The organism is Bowmanella denitrificans (assembly GCF_002887595.1).
Lineage (GTDB): Bacteria > Pseudomonadota > Gammaproteobacteria > Enterobacterales > Alteromonadaceae > Bowmanella > Bowmanella denitrificans.
On sequence record NZ_PEBU01000007.1, the window covers coordinates 278,805 to 295,695 of the forward strand.

A 16,891-nucleotide genomic window follows, 5' to 3' on the forward strand; every position below is an offset into this window, starting at 1 on the left:
TAATATTGTATTACATATATGCTAGAGTCCCAATCATCAATTTGACTAGCAATACAGGAAAAGCCTGATGAAACAGCGTACTAAACTGGCCGGCGCAATGTTGCTGGCCTGGGGATTGGGTGCCTGCGCCACCGCTAAGCAGGTGGAAGTGCATGACCCAGTAATGGCCAAAGAAGGCGACACTTACTATGTGTTCAGCACAGGTCCCGGCATTACCTACTACGAATCCAAGGATCTCAAACACTGGACCCTGACAGGCCGGGTGTTTGAACATGAACCCAGTTGGGCGAGACGCATCGCACCGGGGTTTAACGGCCACCTGTGGGCGCCTGATATTTATCACAAAGACGGTAAGTACTACCTCTACTACTCGGTGTCTGCCTTTGGTAAGAACACCTCAGGTATCGGGGTCACTGTTAATAGCACCTTGGATCCCGATTCTCCGGATTACCGCTGGGTGGATCAGGGCATTGTGCTGCAATCCGTGCCTAACCGCGATCACTGGAATGCCATCGATCCGGCCATAATCGAGGATGATGAAGGCAATACCTGGATGAGTTTTGGTTCGTTCTGGGAAGGCCTGAAATTAGTTAAGCTTGACCCCAGTCTGACCAGATTAGCCGAGCCACAACAATGGCACAGTATCGCCAAACGCCCCGGCAATCCGCTGACGCCGGATACCGATGCCGGTGAAGGGGCCGTCGAAGCGCCCTTTATCTTCAAAAAAGGCGACTACTACTATTTGTTTGTATCCTTCGACAAATGCTGCCGCGGCATGGACAGCGACTACAAGATTATGGTGGGACGCAGCAAAACCGTCAGCGGCCCCTATCTGGACAAAAACGGTAAATCCCTGCTGGAGGGCGGCGGCTCGCTGGTCCTCAAAGGTAACGAGGACTGGGTCGCCCTGGGACATAACTCGGCCTACAGCTTCGACGGCAAAGACTACCTGGTCTTTCATGCCTATGAAACCGCCGACAATGCCCTGCAAAAATTGCGTATATTGCCTATTAGTTGGCTGGAAGGCTGGCCGGAGGTGGATCCTGCCGATCTGAACAGCTTAAGTACGGTACTGAGTGTTGACCGGTAACAGATGACAAGTAATAAAAAAGCGCATTGCCAGGCAATGCGCTTTTTTTATTATGGGATAGCGGCTTACAGATCCTTTAGCAGCCGGACCCCATAAATGCCGCCAGCAATGGAGCCGGGTTGGGCGATAAACTTCAGGGTATGACCACCCAGCCCCTGATTAACCAAGTTTTCGGGGAGCGGATAGTCCACTTCGTAAAAGCCATCGCCTTTGGGCTTAAGGGTCACATCGGCCAGCTTTTCGCCGTTAAAGTGGATCTCAAACTGCCGATTGGCATCTCCGCCAAAATAAGTCAGGCGCAGCACTTTGGCCTGTAAATCGGCGTCGCTCAGCCGGTAGCTGAACCAGTGCGAGGCATCACGCCAGTGCATGCCCTGATTAACCCCGGCGCGACTGCCTTGCCCTTTAAAATCATGCTCGGCCTCAGGTTGCTGTTCGCCGGGGTTGATTTGATCCAGGGTCTTGGCCGTGAGCTCAGCCTCAGCATGGGCTCGCAGTTTAGCCCGGGCCAGGAAATCCGGATAAGTCTGTACCGACATCTGCGGCCAGTAAAGCTGATAGCGACTGTCATGTAGCCGGAAAAACGGGATCAGCCTGACCGGCTCCGCTGCCTGACCAGGCCTGCCGACCCCCTGGGTTGCCAAAAAAGTCAGTGGCTGCCCCTTGAGTCGTTTCAGTCCCGCCACAAAGGCCTGCGGCTTGCCCACCATTATCGGCAACGCTTCGGGCGGACACATGGGGCCAGCGGCAATGTGGCCCATGCGGCTGTCATCGGCGACAAAATCCAGAGTTTCGCCGGCAAAGGGTTCGACCTTATTGGCCAGCACCACCGGGCCGTACAGCACTGAGTAATAATCGCTGCCATCTGGTAGCTGTTCCAAGTACGGTTCGGCATCCAGCGCCAGGCTGATCTCATCGCCTGCTTGCCATTGCCGGGTCAGGGTCAGATAACCGTCCCGCTCAGTGGATGCCTGCACTGGCTTGCCGTTGACCATGAGCGTCATTGGCTTTTCTTGCAACCAGTCAGGCTGACGAATACTCAGACTGATGGGCCGATTAGGCGCTTCAGTGATCTGCAACCGCACCGCCTCAGCGTCTGGAAAAGCGGTTTCCAGGGTCAGACCCAGACCTTTTTCCGCCCAGTTAAGATGCGAGGGAATAAACAGATTCACCAGCAGCTCGTTATCTTCGTGCGCGTAGATGAGCTCGGCATATTTACTGTGATTCTCAATGCCGGAGCCTACACAACACCACATGGAACCCTGCACATCCGAATACATGCGGTAATGACCGGCCCGCATGGGGGTGAAATAAACCAGACCGCCATGCACCGGATGCTGGGAGGAAAGAATATGGTTGTAAGTGGCCCGCTCGTAATAGTCCAGATAGCGCGGGTCTTCTGACTCTGCAAACAGCAGCTTGCTGAGTTTCAGCATATTGTAGGTGTTGCAGGTTTCCGGTCCCTCCACATCCTCCAGCATGGGAGTGAAGTCTTTCTCGTCATGAAAATGCTCACGCACGCTGTTACCGCCAATGGACACTGAGCGTTGCTGGGTGACCCGCTGCCAGAAAAATTCAGCCGCCTGCTGCCAGCCCAATTTGCCTGTTGCCTGTGCTACCCGCTGGTAGCCAATCACCTTGGGGATTTGGGTATTGGCGTGCAGACCGTTAAGCCTGTCCTGTTTTTCCAGCAGAGGATCCAGAATAAGGCGGTGGGAAAATCGCTCGGCCAGTGCCAGATATGCCTTATCGCCGCTGATTTCATACAAATCCACCAGCACCTCATTCATGCCGCCGTGTTCGGCAATCAACATGCTCTGAATCTGGCTATCGGAAAGGGTTTCTGTAAGGTTTTTCAGCCAGTTACCTAATTCCAGCAACAGGGATTTGGCTTTAGCGTTGTGGCCCAGACGATGGGCATCCACCAGTCCGGCAAATATCTTGTGCAGGTTATACCAGGGTACCCAGCGCTGGTTCAGGCTGAACAGGTCGGCACTAATCTGGCCTTGTCGAATCTGCTGCCAGGCTGCATTACCATCAGGTATCCCCCCCAGATACCCGTTGCCATTGGCCTGCTGGGCCTTGCCAAGCTGATCAATCATGGTATCCAGGCGCAACTTAAGCTTCGGCTCCCCGGTGGCGGCGTAGGCCAGACTGAGGGCTGACAAATAATGACCGCCGATATGCCCATCCAGGCCAGAGCTTTCCCAGTTACCGTAAGGCTCAGCCCCGGTGGGCAAGCCAGCTTCACGAAGGTAAGGTGCCAGCAAACGGTCAGGGTCCATGGCCAGCAGGTATTGCAGATTGACCTGCTGGGCATGGGCGAAAGGACTGTCGGTGAGGCGAACCTGTTGTAATTCAAATAATTCAACGGCATTGACAGAATTCACCACCAGCCCCAGGGTCAGCGCCACCAGTCCCCGTCTGAGTGGGATCATCATGGCTGGCCGGGACGGCCGAAATCCGGCATGCCATCCTTATCCCATTTAATGGTTTTGATAAAGGTATGACGATCCGGATTCCACAATGGGTCCCCTTCAATTTCGGTGTACTGGCGGGCGTGGTAGACCAGCACATCCTCGCCATTCTCCCCTTGGGTGAAACTGTTGTGACCTGGGCCGAACATCTTCAGCGCTGCATGGGTTTGAAACACAGGTTGTGACGATTTGGTCCAACTAGCAGGGTCGAGCAGATCGGCGTTTTCATCTGCCCACAACAGCCCCAAACAATAGTTCTCATCGGTAGCGCTGGCCGAATAGCTGATAAATACCCGGCCATGGCCTTTGATCACCGCTGGCCCTTCATTGACCCAAAATCCACGGATTTCCCAATCCAGCTCCGGCTTAGTCAGCATCACTGGTTTGCCCTTGATTCGGATCGGGGTGTCCATCTCGGCAATATACAGATTGGAATTGCCGCGAATCCCCGGTCCCTTTTGCGCCCACAGGTAGTACAGCCTGCCATGGTGGGTAAAGGTGGTGGCGTCCAGACAGAAACTGTCAATGCCGGTCTCAATCTGGCCACAGAATTGCCAGTCCCCTTCAAGGGGATTGGCCGCCTCGGTTTTAATGGCATACATGCGATGCTGAAACAAAGCGTCTTTGATCTCGCGACTGGGGGCTGCGGCAAAATACACGTACCAGGCACCCTGATTAAAATGTATCTCCGGCGCCCAGACTAAATCAGAATAAGGGCCGCTATCCGGCTTGCGCCAGACGATTTTGCGACTGGCATCCGCCAGCCCGGCCAGGGTTGTGGCCCGGCGCAATTCTATACCGTCATAGGCCGGTATTGAGGCAGTAAAATAATAATACCCATCCGTATGCTTATAAATAAAGGGATCAGCACGCTGTGGTATAAGAGGAATATTGGTATTGAGCATTGTCACTAAACTCCGGTGGCAACTTTGATTTGTACAGTATCTGTGTTCTGGCCAGCAGGTTCATGGCGAACCACATCTAACGTGGATAACAAGCGACGATATTCCTCATCGGTGATGCGATAACGCTTCATCAGCGCCCCTACCAGATAATGAAATACGCCGGGAATAATAGTCAGCATCAGCGCGATGCCGGTCAGGGCAAACTCGGTCTGTGGCTGTTCAGGGACATAATCAAAGAAGGCCAGTAACAGCCCAACCAGGCCCCCGGCTACGCCCATGCCTGCTTTCTGACAAAATGAAATCCCACCAAAGGACAAGCCGGCGACCCGTTTACCGGTTTTACTTTCACCATAATCCACTGCCTCGGCGATGGCAGACCAGAACACCGGTGCATGCAGATCCACCACAAAGGAAATCAGGAAAAACAATGCAAAAGCCAGCAGCATGTCGCCGGGTTCGACCAGCAAATACATGACCAGACTTAGCAGCCCCACCGCCATCTGGCTGTAACGGAACAGCTTTATTTTACAAAAGCGTTTAGTTATCCAGGTGGAGGCCACCATCGCCAAAATGGCCGCGCCTACACCGGTAGACAGAAACAACGACTGCGTGGTGGCATCACCGCCCAGAAAATACTTAGCATAATAAAGCGCCACCGAGCCCCGCACCACGTAGCCAACGGTACCCAGTACACAAACGCCACAAAGCACTAACCATTGATCATTTTTTAGTAGCAGGGAAAACTGCTGAGACAGTGGTTTGCTTTCCACCTGGTGTTCCAGACGCTCTGTAGTGGCAAAAAAGCAAAACAAAAAAAACAGCACCGCCAGCACCGCCATCAGCCCCATAGCGGCTTGATAGCCAGCGGCTTTATCGCCCTGCCAGATATCCGCGCCGGCTAACATAGGAACAATAATGGTCACCAGAAATGCGGCTATCTTGGCAAAGAACAGTCTATAACCATTGGCCGACAAACGCTCTTTGGGATCGTCGGTCAGCACGCCGATAAGGGAAATATAGGGAATGGTCACGGCCGTAAACATCAGGGTAATAAAAATGTAAGTGGAATAGGCCCACAGCAGTTTGGCACTGTAATCGGCATCCGGGGTGCTGAAGGTCAGAAACACCGCAATGCCGAATGGCACAGACAGGAACAAAAGATAAGGCCGATAGCGCCCCCAGCGACTGGTATATTTGTCAGTAATCAGGCCCATCAATGGGTCGGTCACCGCATCCAGTACCCGGACCAGAATAAACAGCAATGCCATATCTGCAGGCTTAAGACCAAACACATCGGTGTAGAAAAAGGTGATGATCAACATCATTGAGGAGATCACGACATTGACGGCCATGTCACCGGCGCCAAAGCCAATCTTCTCAAAAGGTGATAATTTATATGACATACTGATATTTCCACTTAACTATAGAGCCAGATAAACCGACAAGCTCAGCGTCTGGTCAATCAAGCTTATCGCTATTTACCAGACATTAACAAAACCACAGAATAGATAATATTATCATACTATTTTGATAACAATGTTTTTCTAGCCAAATTGCTTGTTTCATCACGGCCAAGTTGAAGTGAGGCCTAGTAACAGGGGTTGCCGGCCAAAGCACCATGTAGCATCGGTGTGCCATCCTTCTCCTGAATATAAAAAAGCCCCGTCTTGCGGGGCAAAAGCTTCATGGGAACAAGCGTTACATTGAATAGCGAATACCCAGACCAAAGCTGCGGCTAATCAGCCAGTTTCCAAAGGTATGCAGCTCACTGTTACCATAGCGGCTCTGATACATCTCGTTGGTCAGATTGGTGGCATCAAAAGACAAGGTCAGATTTTCGCTGATATTGTAATTAAGCTGAAAATCCAATGACTGTTGCTCGTCCCTGTAAACACCAAGTGGGTTGGCGAATGACGCTGCTTCATTGTTATTAAGGAAATCAGAACGCCAGACATAGGCCAGCCTTGCATCAAACTTCTCACGATCGTACACCAGGGTCAGGTTGTATGACTTATCGGATACACCAAAGATATCGGTTTTCTCCGTCCCCACAACTTCGCCACGACCGTCCAGCTCAGGAATAGTCTGCTCGGAGTCCAACAGGGTAAGCGCCGCCTGAATACCCAGCCCGTCAAGCATACCCGGTAGATTCTCTGGGAAATAATTAATCCCCAGCTCTACGCCGTTTAGCTCACCGGCCGAGGCATTATCCGGCTGAGACAGAATAAAGGTATCGGTATTATAGCCGTCGATTTGCCGCTGAATCTGATTGCGATAGGGGATCACCAGCCCTTCAATGTCGCGCTGGAAGAGCGTCAGATACGCTGCACTCGCTTCACCAAAATACCACTCAAGAGCCAGATCCAGGTTTTGCGATGTGGTGGGCTTCAGATTAACGTTACCGCCATTGGCTGTGCCATAGCCGATACCTGTGATGTCATCGTTATAGATAATGGTCGGGTTGAGGTCGCCAAAGTTAGGCATACGCAAGGTTTCACCATAGTTAAGGCGCAGGATCCACTCATCCCCCAGATGATAACGCAGTGACAACGACGGCATTAATTCGGTTGTGGTCGTTGAGCCTGCGGTTCTGGTCAGGTCCACCTGGTCGACAAACTCGGTATCGGTTTCAACCCTTACATAACGTGCACCAATTTGCCCGTCCAGTACTTTACCGCCAATTTCTGTCTCAAAATCTGCCGTGGCGTACAGGGCGGCATTGACCTCGTTAATGTTAAACTCTTCCATCAAGGGGTCAGATGAGTTCAGACCATAGAGTCCCAAAAAGTAATCCCGATTGGCGCGCAAGTAAGGACCACTGGCTACCGCCCAAGTGCGTGGCACTGTGGCTTCACCATCCAGGAAACTGTCATTCACATGGGCAATCCCGTCATTCAGGTAGGTCGCAAACAGGCAGTTGGCCGGGTCGCCAGTGGTATTAACCACATCACAGGCCGCCGCATTTTGGTCGCGCATATACTCGGTTGTGTCACGGTCATCATAACGCAGACCAAAGGCAAACTTCTGGAAGACCCCATCATCGGTATAATATTCACCATCCAGGGTAAAGGTCAGCGCAGAACCTTCATTACGCTCACCGCTATCATACATTTCGGCCATACTCGCCTGAGTCAGGTCGGTAAGATCACTTTCATCCACATCAGGGGTATCCGGATTATCCGCAAAAATAATACTGGGATTATTGCTGAAATCAGCTGTCAATTGATAGCGTCCGGCATTGGAACGCATGGCAATAAAGGAGGATTCGAATTCACTGTTCTGATAAACCAATTCTGATTTTAGCTTAAAGCTGTCTGTCAGGTTCCAGTCACCGCCCAGAGCATACATATAGGAATCGGTCTCGCCCACCGAATAATCGCCACTACCGAAGGTAAATGGGTTTCGGATGGTGCGGCTTTTAATCACATTAGTACCTTCATACAACTCAAAACTGTCGGCAATATTACCCAATTCACCCAAAGAGCCCCACCAGTCCACAAAGGCAAAATTCAGCGAGTTAAAGCTCTCATTGCGATAGCCGTTATACATGGCTTCAAAGGTATAAACTGAACGGTCATCAGGGGCATATTGAAGTGACAGATTGGCCGCCGGGCGCTTGCGCTTGCCGGTAAAATCCGACATAAACATGGCATCACGTGACAGATAGTACTCGGCAGGAACACCATTTATATCAATGGTAGAGCCTGGCGCTGTTGGCAAACCACGATCCAGCCCGGGTGTCCAAATAGGGCTCTCTGCTACCCGGCCGTCGTCGTTAAACACACGCTCCAGCGGCACCCAACCATCAGGTTGGTTCTCTGTCATAAACACCACCTGAGCACCGGGTGTCACCGACTGACTTCTGTAGCTGGTTTCGGTATAAGATACATTGAACAACGCACCAAACTCACCACCGCCATCTAAAGTCCAGCGATTACTGACCAGTGCACTGAGTACCGGATTAGTTTCCTCCGCTTCTTCAAGGTAGATCCCCTTAGCCGCCACAGAGAACTTCTGGCCGTCAAAATCAAAGGGGCGGAACATATGCACATCAATCTGCCCGGCTATACCATTTTCGAACTGGCTGGCCGAACGGTTCTTAATGACATCAATTTGCGACACCAGTGTAGAAGGAATATCCGCCAACGCCAGTGAACGGCCGGAAGCAGTAAATATGGTTCTGCCATTGAGGGTGGTACTGACATCGGTTAAACCACGAATGGTCACAGTGTTCACCTCACCATCGGCACGGTCGGTAACCTGTACACCGGCGACCCGCTGCAGCGACTCCACCACATTGTTGTCTGGCAGTTTACCTATATCCTCTGCCACTATGGCGTCAACCACCTGTTTGCTGAATCGTTTGGTATTTAGTGCCTTATTCAGACTGGCCCGGATACCAGAAACCTGAATGATTTCAACTTCCTGCGCACTATTGGCTTGGTCATCAACAGATTCCTGTGCAGATAAAACTGGACTGGAAAGCGCCAGTACAATAGCGCTGGCCAGGTGGGTTCGGTTAAACATGGGTTGAGTTCTCCGCTGTATAGTTATCCCTTTTTAGCCTTTACACCGCTTAGACTACCAGGGCTTTTCGTGCTGAGTGTATGCCTAAGGACTCAAAATCCAGCATGTCACCCAGCACTGTTAAAATAATGTTATCTGATTATCATCATATTGTATGACATTTTAGCTGTCAATAACAAAACAGCAAAGATTTTCAATCTCTGTCACAAAGTCCAGAAAGGATTATAAACCATTGAATTATATAAGATAAATTTAATGAGACAGATACTTCGTCAGGATTAAAAAATAACAAGTCACAACCACAGAAGCTGTGCAAACAGCCTGTATTTATAGGGATGGCGCTAAATAGTCAGGCATAAAAGCTATGCCTAGTATGGGATCTTTACCCTCAATTCTCGATTAACAAGCTATTTACAAAAGCCTGAATGCTGATACTCTAATATTTGTATTATAATACCATTTAATTATGGTTAACCCTCTCTAATCAAATTGAATATAAGGAGACTACCATGCGTGGCCTGAACCTATCATTATCAGCCCACCGATCACACAGGCTTCTGTCAGCCCTTTCCCTTATTTGCTGCAGCCCAGTGGTCAATGCCAGCCTGCTAAATACCGACTTTAGCAATGGCTTTACTGGCTGGCAGGCTGAGATTAGCCAATACAACCTGAGCACAGGCACTGACAGCCAATCCACCGGTGAGCTTTTTGCTGGCTATACCGATAATTTCCTGCTGAGCGCTAATCAGGTGACACTAACCACCAGCACCACAGGTGTGGAGGACATCTGGCAGGTGGTGATGTTTCAGGACTTTATCTTAGGCCCAGCCAGCGCCGGTGCCACCTGGCAATTGTCTGTGGATATCAGCAGCAGCCTTAGCAGTGTCAGTGATTTCGCTTTTGCACAACTGCGCAATCTGGATACTAACGACATACTGAATCTAAGCAGCGGTGGCAGCTTTGATATCAGCCAATGGACCGGCGTACATGCCAGCCTGGAATTTGGCGTGGTAGACAATGACTTTATTTTGGGCGACAGCCTGACCATCAGCAATCTGGCTCTGCGCCAGCAAATCCCTGAACCCTCAAGCTTATTGCTGCTGACCCTGGGCGCACTGGCCCTGCGGCGCAGATTAATTTAACGCATTTTCTAATTTTACCGGGTGGCTAGTCTGCGCTGTATAGGTACCCCTGATTATCCGGGAGATAACAACATGGTTCGTACGCATTGTCGTTCGAGATACAACGCCTTGAAATTGCTCAGCCTTATCGGCTTACTGGCAGTTTGCGGTCGGGCACAGGCCCAGTGGCAACCGGTAGATACCGCTGTGATTGAGCAAAGTCCCAGAGTCTATGTGCGGGGCTCGGGTTATTACACTGACAACCAAATCCAGACATCAGACGAACAGGCCGGTCCCTGGCGACTGGTGGTAACCCAAAGCAGCCATACAGTCCTGAATGCTGACGGCGAAGATGAAAATGGTCGTCCTTATTTTTCAGTGCCGACACTGGCAGATACGGTGCGCATTTACTTTAACAACAGCCGCGCCACCTTTGCCTATCAAACCGCGCTCTATCAGTTTGTTGAAGACAATGGCCAGCCGGACCCAAGCATTGGCCAGGTAAGCTTTAACAATGCGTCGGTACACGATCCCTCAGTGATCCGTCTGGATGACGGCACCTTCTATGTGTTTGGCTCGCACCTGGCGGCGGCTAAAACTAACGACTTACTGAACTGGCAGGTGGTCACCACAGACGGGGTCAATGACGACAATCCCCTGTTTGATACCTATGCCGAAGAGGCCGCTGAGGGCATCGCCTGGTCCGGTGGTTGGCAGGGCTCCTGGGCTGCCGATGTGATTCAGTTGGCTGACGGCAAGTACCATTTCTATTACAACCACTGCGCCTCCCCGGAAAATGGCGAATGTGATTCGTCCCGTTCCTATTTGGGCGTGGCGGTGTCGGCGCATATCGAAGGGCCTTATGAAAATATCGCCCTGTTTCTGAAAAGCGGCCACCGCGGCGAGGAAAATCCCGGCATTGACGGCAATCCTTATAACGGCAACCTGCATCCCAATGCCATCGACCCGGATGTGTTTTTCGACAAGGAGGGCCGCCTGTGGATGGTGTATGGCTCTTATTCCGGCGGTATATGGATTATGCAGATGGATCCCACCAGCGGCCTGCCGCTGCCCGGTCAGGGCTACGGCACTAAGATCATGGGCGGTTATTACAGCGCTATCGAAGGGCCCTTTATGCTCTACAGTCCGGTGTCGGACTACTATTACCTGTTCACCTCCTTCGGCGGCTTCGCCCAGAATGATGGCTACAATATGCGTATTGCTCGTTCCCGCTCGCCCCAGGGGCCCTTTGTGGATGCCGAAGGACTGGATATGATTGGTGCCTCGGGCAACTGGTCCAGTATCGCACCCTACGGGGTTAAGTTAATGGGCGGCCATCTGTTTGACGCCAATCCCGGCGATGCAGGCACCGACCATGGTTATATGGCACCGGGGCATAACTCCGCTTATTACGATGTCGAGTCCGGCAAGCACTTTGTGATCTTCCATACCCGCTTCCCCAACCGGGGCGAGGGCCATGAGATCCGTGTGCATGAATTATTTATCAATAAAGACGGCTGGCTGGTGGCCTCCCCTCATCGCTATGCGCCCATTGAGGGCGAGAACATTGTGGATGCACAAGACCTGCTTGGCACTTACCAGTTTATTAGCCACGGCAAGGACATTAATCGCACGCCCCACCGCTCTGTGTATCTGAACCTTAAGGCAGGTGGGGTGATTGACGGCGATATCAGTGGCAGTTATGTGCTGGGCGATACCAACCAGATCACCCTGAATCTGGACGGTTTGGGCAGCTTCGAGGGGGTGCTGGCCTGGCAGTTTAACGACAACATCGGCCAACTGGTGCCCACCTTCAGTGCCCTGTCTGCTGAGGGTGTTTCAGTGTGGGGAACAAAAATGCCTGCACAAAGCACCGAAGCGGCCCTTGGCAGTATCGCCGACAGTCTGCAACTGGTGGGCGAAACCAGCACCGATCTCAGCCTGGCCACGCTGGGCACCCAGGGCGCCAGCATTCAGTGGCAAAGCAGCCAGCCTGATGTGATTGGCACAGACGGTCGGGTTGTGCGTCCCTATGCCGGCAGCGCTGATATGTTGGTGACCCTGACGGCGACGATCAAGCTCAACGGCCAGATGGTAACCAAAGCCTTTGACGTCCTGGTCAAGGCCAGAAAACCTTTTAACCGCACTGCCCAGTACCGTTTCGAGCAGAATCTGGATGAGGCCCTGGGCTATCTGCCTCCTGGCACAATCACTGGCAATCGACTCAATACCAGCGACGGCATCGTGCAATATGCCAGCGGCGCATTTGGTGATGCCCTGTGGCTGGATGGCAGTTCCGGTGTGCGCCTGCCCGATGGCCTGATTGACAGCTATGCCTATACGGTGTCTATGTGGCTTAATCCTACGGCCCTTAGCCAGTTCAGTACCGCCTTTTTCGCGGCCCGCAGTATGGATAACTGGCTGAGCCTGGTGCCCTGGAGCTGGGATGACAACACTATGCTGTGGAGTGGTAGTCAGGCCTGGTATGACGCCAGTGCCGGCGAACAGCTCCCCGCCGATACCTGGACTCACCTGGCCTTTACGGTCAATCAGGGTTTGGTCAGGCTTTTCTTAAACGGCGAACAGAAATACAGCGGCACTAACTTTGCCGACCTGTTCACCGGTCAAAACGGCGTGTTTGCCCTGGGGGTCAACTACTGGGATCTGCCGTTTAACGGCCTGATTGATGAACTGAACATCTATGAAGGGGCGTTAAGCGCTGCGGAAATTAAAGCCCTGGATATCGACCGTCTGTCGACCGCTGAGTTACTGCAATCGGCTGCAGACCTGCTGAGCCTGGGTGATATCAGCGCAGTACGGGAGGATCTGAGCCTGCCCACCTCCGGCGCCTATGCCGCTGCCATCAGTTGGGCGTCCAGCGACGAGTCGGTGATTGCCACCGACGGCACCGTCAACCGCCCGGCTCACAGTGACGTGCAGATCACCCTAACGGCCACCATCAGCCTGGACGGTCAGCAGAGCAGCCGGGCATTTGTAGCCACAGTGCGTTCCACCGCCCCGCCTACGCCGCTGGCCCATTACAGCTTTGATGACTCGGACTTAAGCGATGCCTCAGGCAATGTTGCCAGCGGCAGCGTCACAGGCTCGCGCCTGGACCAGGTCGGCGGCAACTTAAGCTACCCGGCCGGAGTGGTGGGCAACGGCCTGTTGCTTAACGGCAGCAGCGGTGTACGCCTGGCCGATAATCTGATTAGCGATAACAGTTATTCGGTATCTCTGTGGCTTAACCCCAGTGCCCTGACCAACTTCACCAGCGCATTTTTCGGTTATGCCAGCCTGGATAGCTGGGTCAGTCTGGTACCCAAAGGCCATGCTGGGGTGGGCGAAAATACCATGCTGTGGTCCGGTACCGCCTGGTATGACGCGGGTATTGGCGAGCAAATCCCGCTCAACAGTTGGTCGCATTTAAGCTTTGTGGTCAACCATGGCAGCCTGGTGATCTACTTAAACGGCGAAGCGGTTTTCAGCGGCACTGACTTCCCCAATGTGTTTGGCAGTGCCAGCACCAAGGGCTTTGGTCTGGGAGTGAACTTCTGGGATCTCCCTTACCAGGGTCTGATGGATGAAGTGCGCATCTACAGTGAAGCCATCAGTGCCGAGGATGTTATGCAACTGTATCTGACCGAACAGCCCTGAGCAGCATAACAGGCGACAGGGTACAAAAACCTTAAGCCAGCCACTGAGGCTGGCTTTTCTATACAGGTCCAAAGCCGTTGACAACAAATACTTAACAATGCTTTTATATTACAATAATACTTTAATGCAGTTCACAGCCAGGCAAGCTGTGCCAAACCCAATTAGGTGACCCATGCGAAAATCCCTTGCTCTGATGTTATCCGCCCTGATGCTAAGCAGCCCGGTGCTGGCGAAAAACCCGCTGTTTGAGCATGTCTTTACTGCCGACCCGGCCGCCATGGTACATGATGACACTGTATACCTGTATACCGGTCATGACGAAGCGCCCAATAATGACCGCTTCTTTGAGATGCACGACTGGCTGCTGTTTACCTCAAAGGATATGCAAACCTGGCAGGAGCATGGCCCCATTATGCGTGCCACCGATTTCAAATGGGCCAAGGGCGATGCCTGGGCCGCCCATATGATTGAGCGTAACGGCAAGTTTTATTTCTATACCACGGTGCGCCACAAGGACGATAAACCCGGCTTTGCGGTGGGCGTGGCGGTGGCCGACAGCCCTTACGGACCTTTTAAGGATGCCATTGGCAAGGCGCTGATCACTGACGACATGACCACTCACACGCCCAATGACTGGGACGACATCGACCCGGCGGTATTTATTGAGGAAAACGGTGATGCCTTTCTGTTTTTTGGCAACCTGGTACCCAAGTACGTCAAGCTTAAGGACAATATGCTGGAGCTGGACGGTGAGATTAAAACCCTGACATTGCCCAACTTTACCGAAGCCCTGTGGGTGCATAAAAAGGATGACAACTACTATGTGTCCTATGCCTGCGAGTTTCCGGAAAAGATCTGCTATGCCATGAGCAAGAGTATTCATGGCCCTTGGCAGTACAAAGGCATTCTCAATGAAATTGCCGGCAATACCGAGACCAATCACCAGTCCATTATCGAATTTAAGGGCAAATCCTACTTTATCTACCACACCGGTGCCGTGCCGCCCCGTGACGGTAAGCCCAGCGGAGGGCGTTTTCGCCGCTCGGTGGCAGTGGATCGCCTCTATTACAACGAAGACGGTAGCCTGAAACGGGTGGTGATGACCACAGAAGGCATTCAATAGGGAGAATAATATGAAAGGTTTAAAAACCGTCCTGCTATTGGCAGGCCTGAGCAGCAGTTTGCTTAACGCCGCGCCCCATCAGGTCAGTATCGAAATTCAGGCCAGTCAGAGTGGTCCTGTCATCCACAAGGATATCTACGGCCAGTTTGCCGAGCATCTGGGCCGCGGTATTTACGAAGGAGTGTGGGTCGGCGAAGACTCTCCCATCCCCAATACCAAGGGTTTTCGTAACGACGTGGTCGAAGCCTTAAAGGCTATTCAGGTGCCGCTGGTTCGCTGGCCGGGTGGTTGTTTTGCCGATGAATACCACTGGCGCGAGGGCATTGGCCCCCGGCATATGCGTCCGGTCAAGGTTAATACTCACTGGGGCGGCGTGGAAGAAACCAATGCCTTTGGCACCCATGAATTCTTTGAGTTTGTCGAGCTGATCGGTGCCGATGCCTATGTTAACGGTAATCTTGGCAGCGGCAGCGTGCAGGAAATGGCCGAGTGGATGGAGTATATGACCTCGGACAAAAACTCAACTCTGGCTAACGAACGGCGAAAAAACGGTCGTGAGGCGCCCTTTGATATTGCCTATTTTGGTATCGGTAACGAATCCTGGGGCTGCGGCGGCCATATGCGCCCAGAGTATTATGCAGACTTGTACCGCCAATACGCTACCTTCTTAAAAACCCCACCGGGCAAACGGCCCAAACTGGTAGCCAGCGGCGGGCATACTGAAGACACTCAGTGGACCGAGGTGCTGAGCGCCAATATCCAGCAGGATATGGACGGTATCAGTTACCATTTCTATACCCTGCCCACCAGCGACTGGCAGAAAAAAGGCAAGGCCCTGGGGTTTGACCAGTCCATGTGGCTGGCCACCATGGAGCGCACCTACCGGATGGACAAATATATCCGCGACAATCTGGCGGTGCTGGATAAAAACGACCCGGAAGGTAAGTTGGGCTTTTATGTAGATGAATGGGGCACCTGGTATGACCCACAACCAGGTCGTGAACCTGGCTTTTTATACCAGCAGAACAGCCTGCGCGATGCTGTGGTCACCGCGGTGAACTTTAATATCTTCCACCAACATGCCAAACGGGTGCGGATGACCAATATCGCCCAGATGGTCAATGTGCTTCAGGCCATGATCCTCACCGACAAGGAAAAGATGGTCCTGACCCCCACCTACCATGTTTACGGTATGTACAAGGTATTCCAGGATGCCACCTCAGTGCCGTTCAAGCTACAGACAGGACTGTACGGCAACAGCGATAAATCGGTACCGGCAGTGACGGCCTCCGTGGCCAAAGGCACCGACGGCAAGCTGTACCTGGCGCTGGTGAACCTCGACCCCAGTGAGTCCGCCACTATCAAGCTCAAGCTTAGTGGCGCCAGCGCCAGCCAGGCGGTTGGCCAAATTCTTACTGCCGATAAAATGGATGCCCACAACAGCTTTACCCAGCCTGAAGTGGTTAAACCACAGGCATTTAGCTCCAAACTCAGTAACTTAAGCCTACCGGCTAAGTCTGTGGTAGTGGCTGAGCTGAGATAATTGGCTTGATTATTAGTCTGTTTAAAGGGAGCTGCGGCTCCCTTTTGCTTTTATGGCATTAAAGAATTTAACAGCGGAGTCACCTGAGATCCGCGCCTAGCCTAGAGTTTACCGTCATCCCGAAATTTTTCGGGATCTCTATCCAGCATCTGTAGAGTTCAAATAAAGAAGAAAAGAAAAGGCAGCGCCGGATTGGCCTTCGCAGACACGCTGTAAACCCTTGCATGGGCGCTTCGCCTCGACATCCTGTCTCAAAGAGTCCGCGAAGACCAACCCGACGATACCCATTCCATATAACACAGGCATTCCCATATTGTGAGCCCCGCGCCACCGCGTAACAATTGGCCCTCTCCGCTCTGTGCTCTCTGTGTCTTATATGGACTCCCTCGGTGTTGTCAACGAGATCGCATTGAAAACCAGATCAGATGCGGACTTATATACGGGCTCT

General features: G+C 52.3%; 9 protein-coding genes. 5 read left to right on the plus strand and 4 right to left on the minus strand.

Features of this window, described 5'->3' with window-relative positions; translation table 11 throughout:
• Nucleotides 1-67 precede the first annotated feature (67 nt).
• Nucleotides 68-1,090: an arabinan endo-1,5-alpha-L-arabinosidase gene (locus CSR04_RS14815; protein ID WP_102797073.1), complete on the plus strand. Its 1,023-nt coding sequence runs from the start codon at nucleotides 68-70 to the stop codon at nucleotides 1,088-1,090.
• Between the two features lie 65 nt (nucleotides 1,091-1,155).
• On the opposite strand, the gene CSR04_RS14820 is transcribed toward CSR04_RS14815, so the two are convergent.
• The 4 genes from CSR04_RS14820 to CSR04_RS14835 all read right to left on the minus strand — a co-directional run bounded on the left by CSR04_RS14820 (nucleotide 1,156) and on the right by CSR04_RS14835 (nucleotide 8,999).
• Nucleotides 1,156-3,531, minus strand: a complete 2,376-nt coding sequence (locus CSR04_RS14820; protein WP_216362571.1) for a glycoside hydrolase family 127 protein — start codon at nucleotides 3,529-3,531, stop codon at nucleotides 1,156-1,158.
• Complete coding sequence (locus CSR04_RS14825) at nucleotides 3,528-4,472, minus strand: glycoside hydrolase family 43 protein (protein WP_102797074.1); 945 nt, start codon at nucleotides 4,470-4,472, stop codon at nucleotides 3,528-3,530. The genes CSR04_RS14820 and CSR04_RS14825 overlap by 4 nt, the downstream gene beginning before the upstream one ends.
• A gap of 5 nt (nucleotides 4,473-4,477) precedes the next feature.
• Nucleotides 4,478-5,875 (minus strand): MFS transporter, encoded by a 1,398-nt coding sequence (locus tag CSR04_RS14830; protein ID WP_102797075.1) that lies wholly within the window; start codon nucleotides 5,873-5,875, stop codon nucleotides 4,478-4,480.
• Between the two features lie 295 nt (nucleotides 5,876-6,170).
• Nucleotides 6,171-8,999 (minus strand): TonB-dependent receptor, encoded by a 2,829-nt coding sequence (locus tag CSR04_RS14835; protein ID WP_102797076.1) that lies wholly within the window; start codon nucleotides 8,997-8,999, stop codon nucleotides 6,171-6,173.
• 590 nt (nucleotides 9,000-9,589) lie between these two features.
• Here CSR04_RS14835 and CSR04_RS14840 point away from each other — a divergent pair.
• The 4 genes from CSR04_RS14840 to CSR04_RS14855 all read left to right on the plus strand — a co-directional run bounded on the left by CSR04_RS14840 (nucleotide 9,590) and on the right by CSR04_RS14855 (nucleotide 16,443).
• Entirely contained in the window at nucleotides 9,590-10,141 is a 552-nt protein-coding gene (locus CSR04_RS14840) for a PEP-CTERM sorting domain-containing protein (RefSeq protein ID WP_172449369.1), read from the plus strand.
• A 72-nt stretch (nucleotides 10,142-10,213) separates the two neighbouring features.
• Nucleotides 10,214-13,777, plus strand: coding sequence for a LamG-like jellyroll fold domain-containing protein (locus CSR04_RS14845; RefSeq protein ID WP_102797078.1), 3,564 nt, complete (start codon nucleotides 10,214-10,216; stop codon nucleotides 13,775-13,777).
• Between the two features lie 172 nt (nucleotides 13,778-13,949).
• The gene (locus tag CSR04_RS14850; RefSeq protein WP_102797079.1) at nucleotides 13,950-14,900 is read left to right on the plus strand and encodes a glycoside hydrolase family 43 protein; all 951 of its coding nucleotides are present in this window, start codon (nucleotides 13,950-13,952) and stop codon (nucleotides 14,898-14,900) included.
• A 10-nt stretch (nucleotides 14,901-14,910) separates the two neighbouring features.
• Nucleotides 14,911-16,443, plus strand: a complete 1,533-nt coding sequence (locus CSR04_RS14855; protein ID WP_102797080.1) for an alpha-N-arabinofuranosidase — start codon at nucleotides 14,911-14,913, stop codon at nucleotides 16,441-16,443.
• Nucleotides 16,444-16,891 lie beyond the last annotated feature (448 nt).

Bases quoted from the DNA above. Each gene is read 5' to 3' on its own strand.
- CSR04_RS14815 (WP_102797073.1), top strand. From the start codon at position 68: ATGAAACAGCGTACTAAACTGGCCGGCGCAATGTTGCTGGCCTGGGGA.
- CSR04_RS14850 (WP_102797079.1), top strand. From the start codon at position 13,950: ATGCGAAAATCCCTTGCTCTGATGTTATCCGCCCTGATGCTAAGCAGC.
- CSR04_RS14825 (WP_102797074.1), bottom strand. From the start codon at position 4,472: ATGCTCAATACCAATATTCCTCTTATACCACAGCGTGCTGATCCCTTT.
- CSR04_RS14845 (WP_102797078.1), top strand. From the start codon at position 10,214: ATGGTTCGTACGCATTGTCGTTCGAGATACAACGCCTTGAAATTGCTC.
- CSR04_RS14820 (WP_216362571.1), bottom strand. From the start codon at position 3,531: ATGATGATCCCACTCAGACGGGGACTGGTGGCGCTGACCCTGGGGCTG.
- CSR04_RS14855 (WP_102797080.1), top strand. From the start codon at position 14,911: ATGAAAGGTTTAAAAACCGTCCTGCTATTGGCAGGCCTGAGCAGCAGT.
- CSR04_RS14835 (WP_102797076.1), bottom strand. From the start codon at position 8,999: ATGTTTAACCGAACCCACCTGGCCAGCGCTATTGTACTGGCGCTTTCC.
- CSR04_RS14830 (WP_102797075.1), bottom strand. From the start codon at position 5,875: ATGTCATATAAATTATCACCTTTTGAGAAGATTGGCTTTGGCGCCGGT.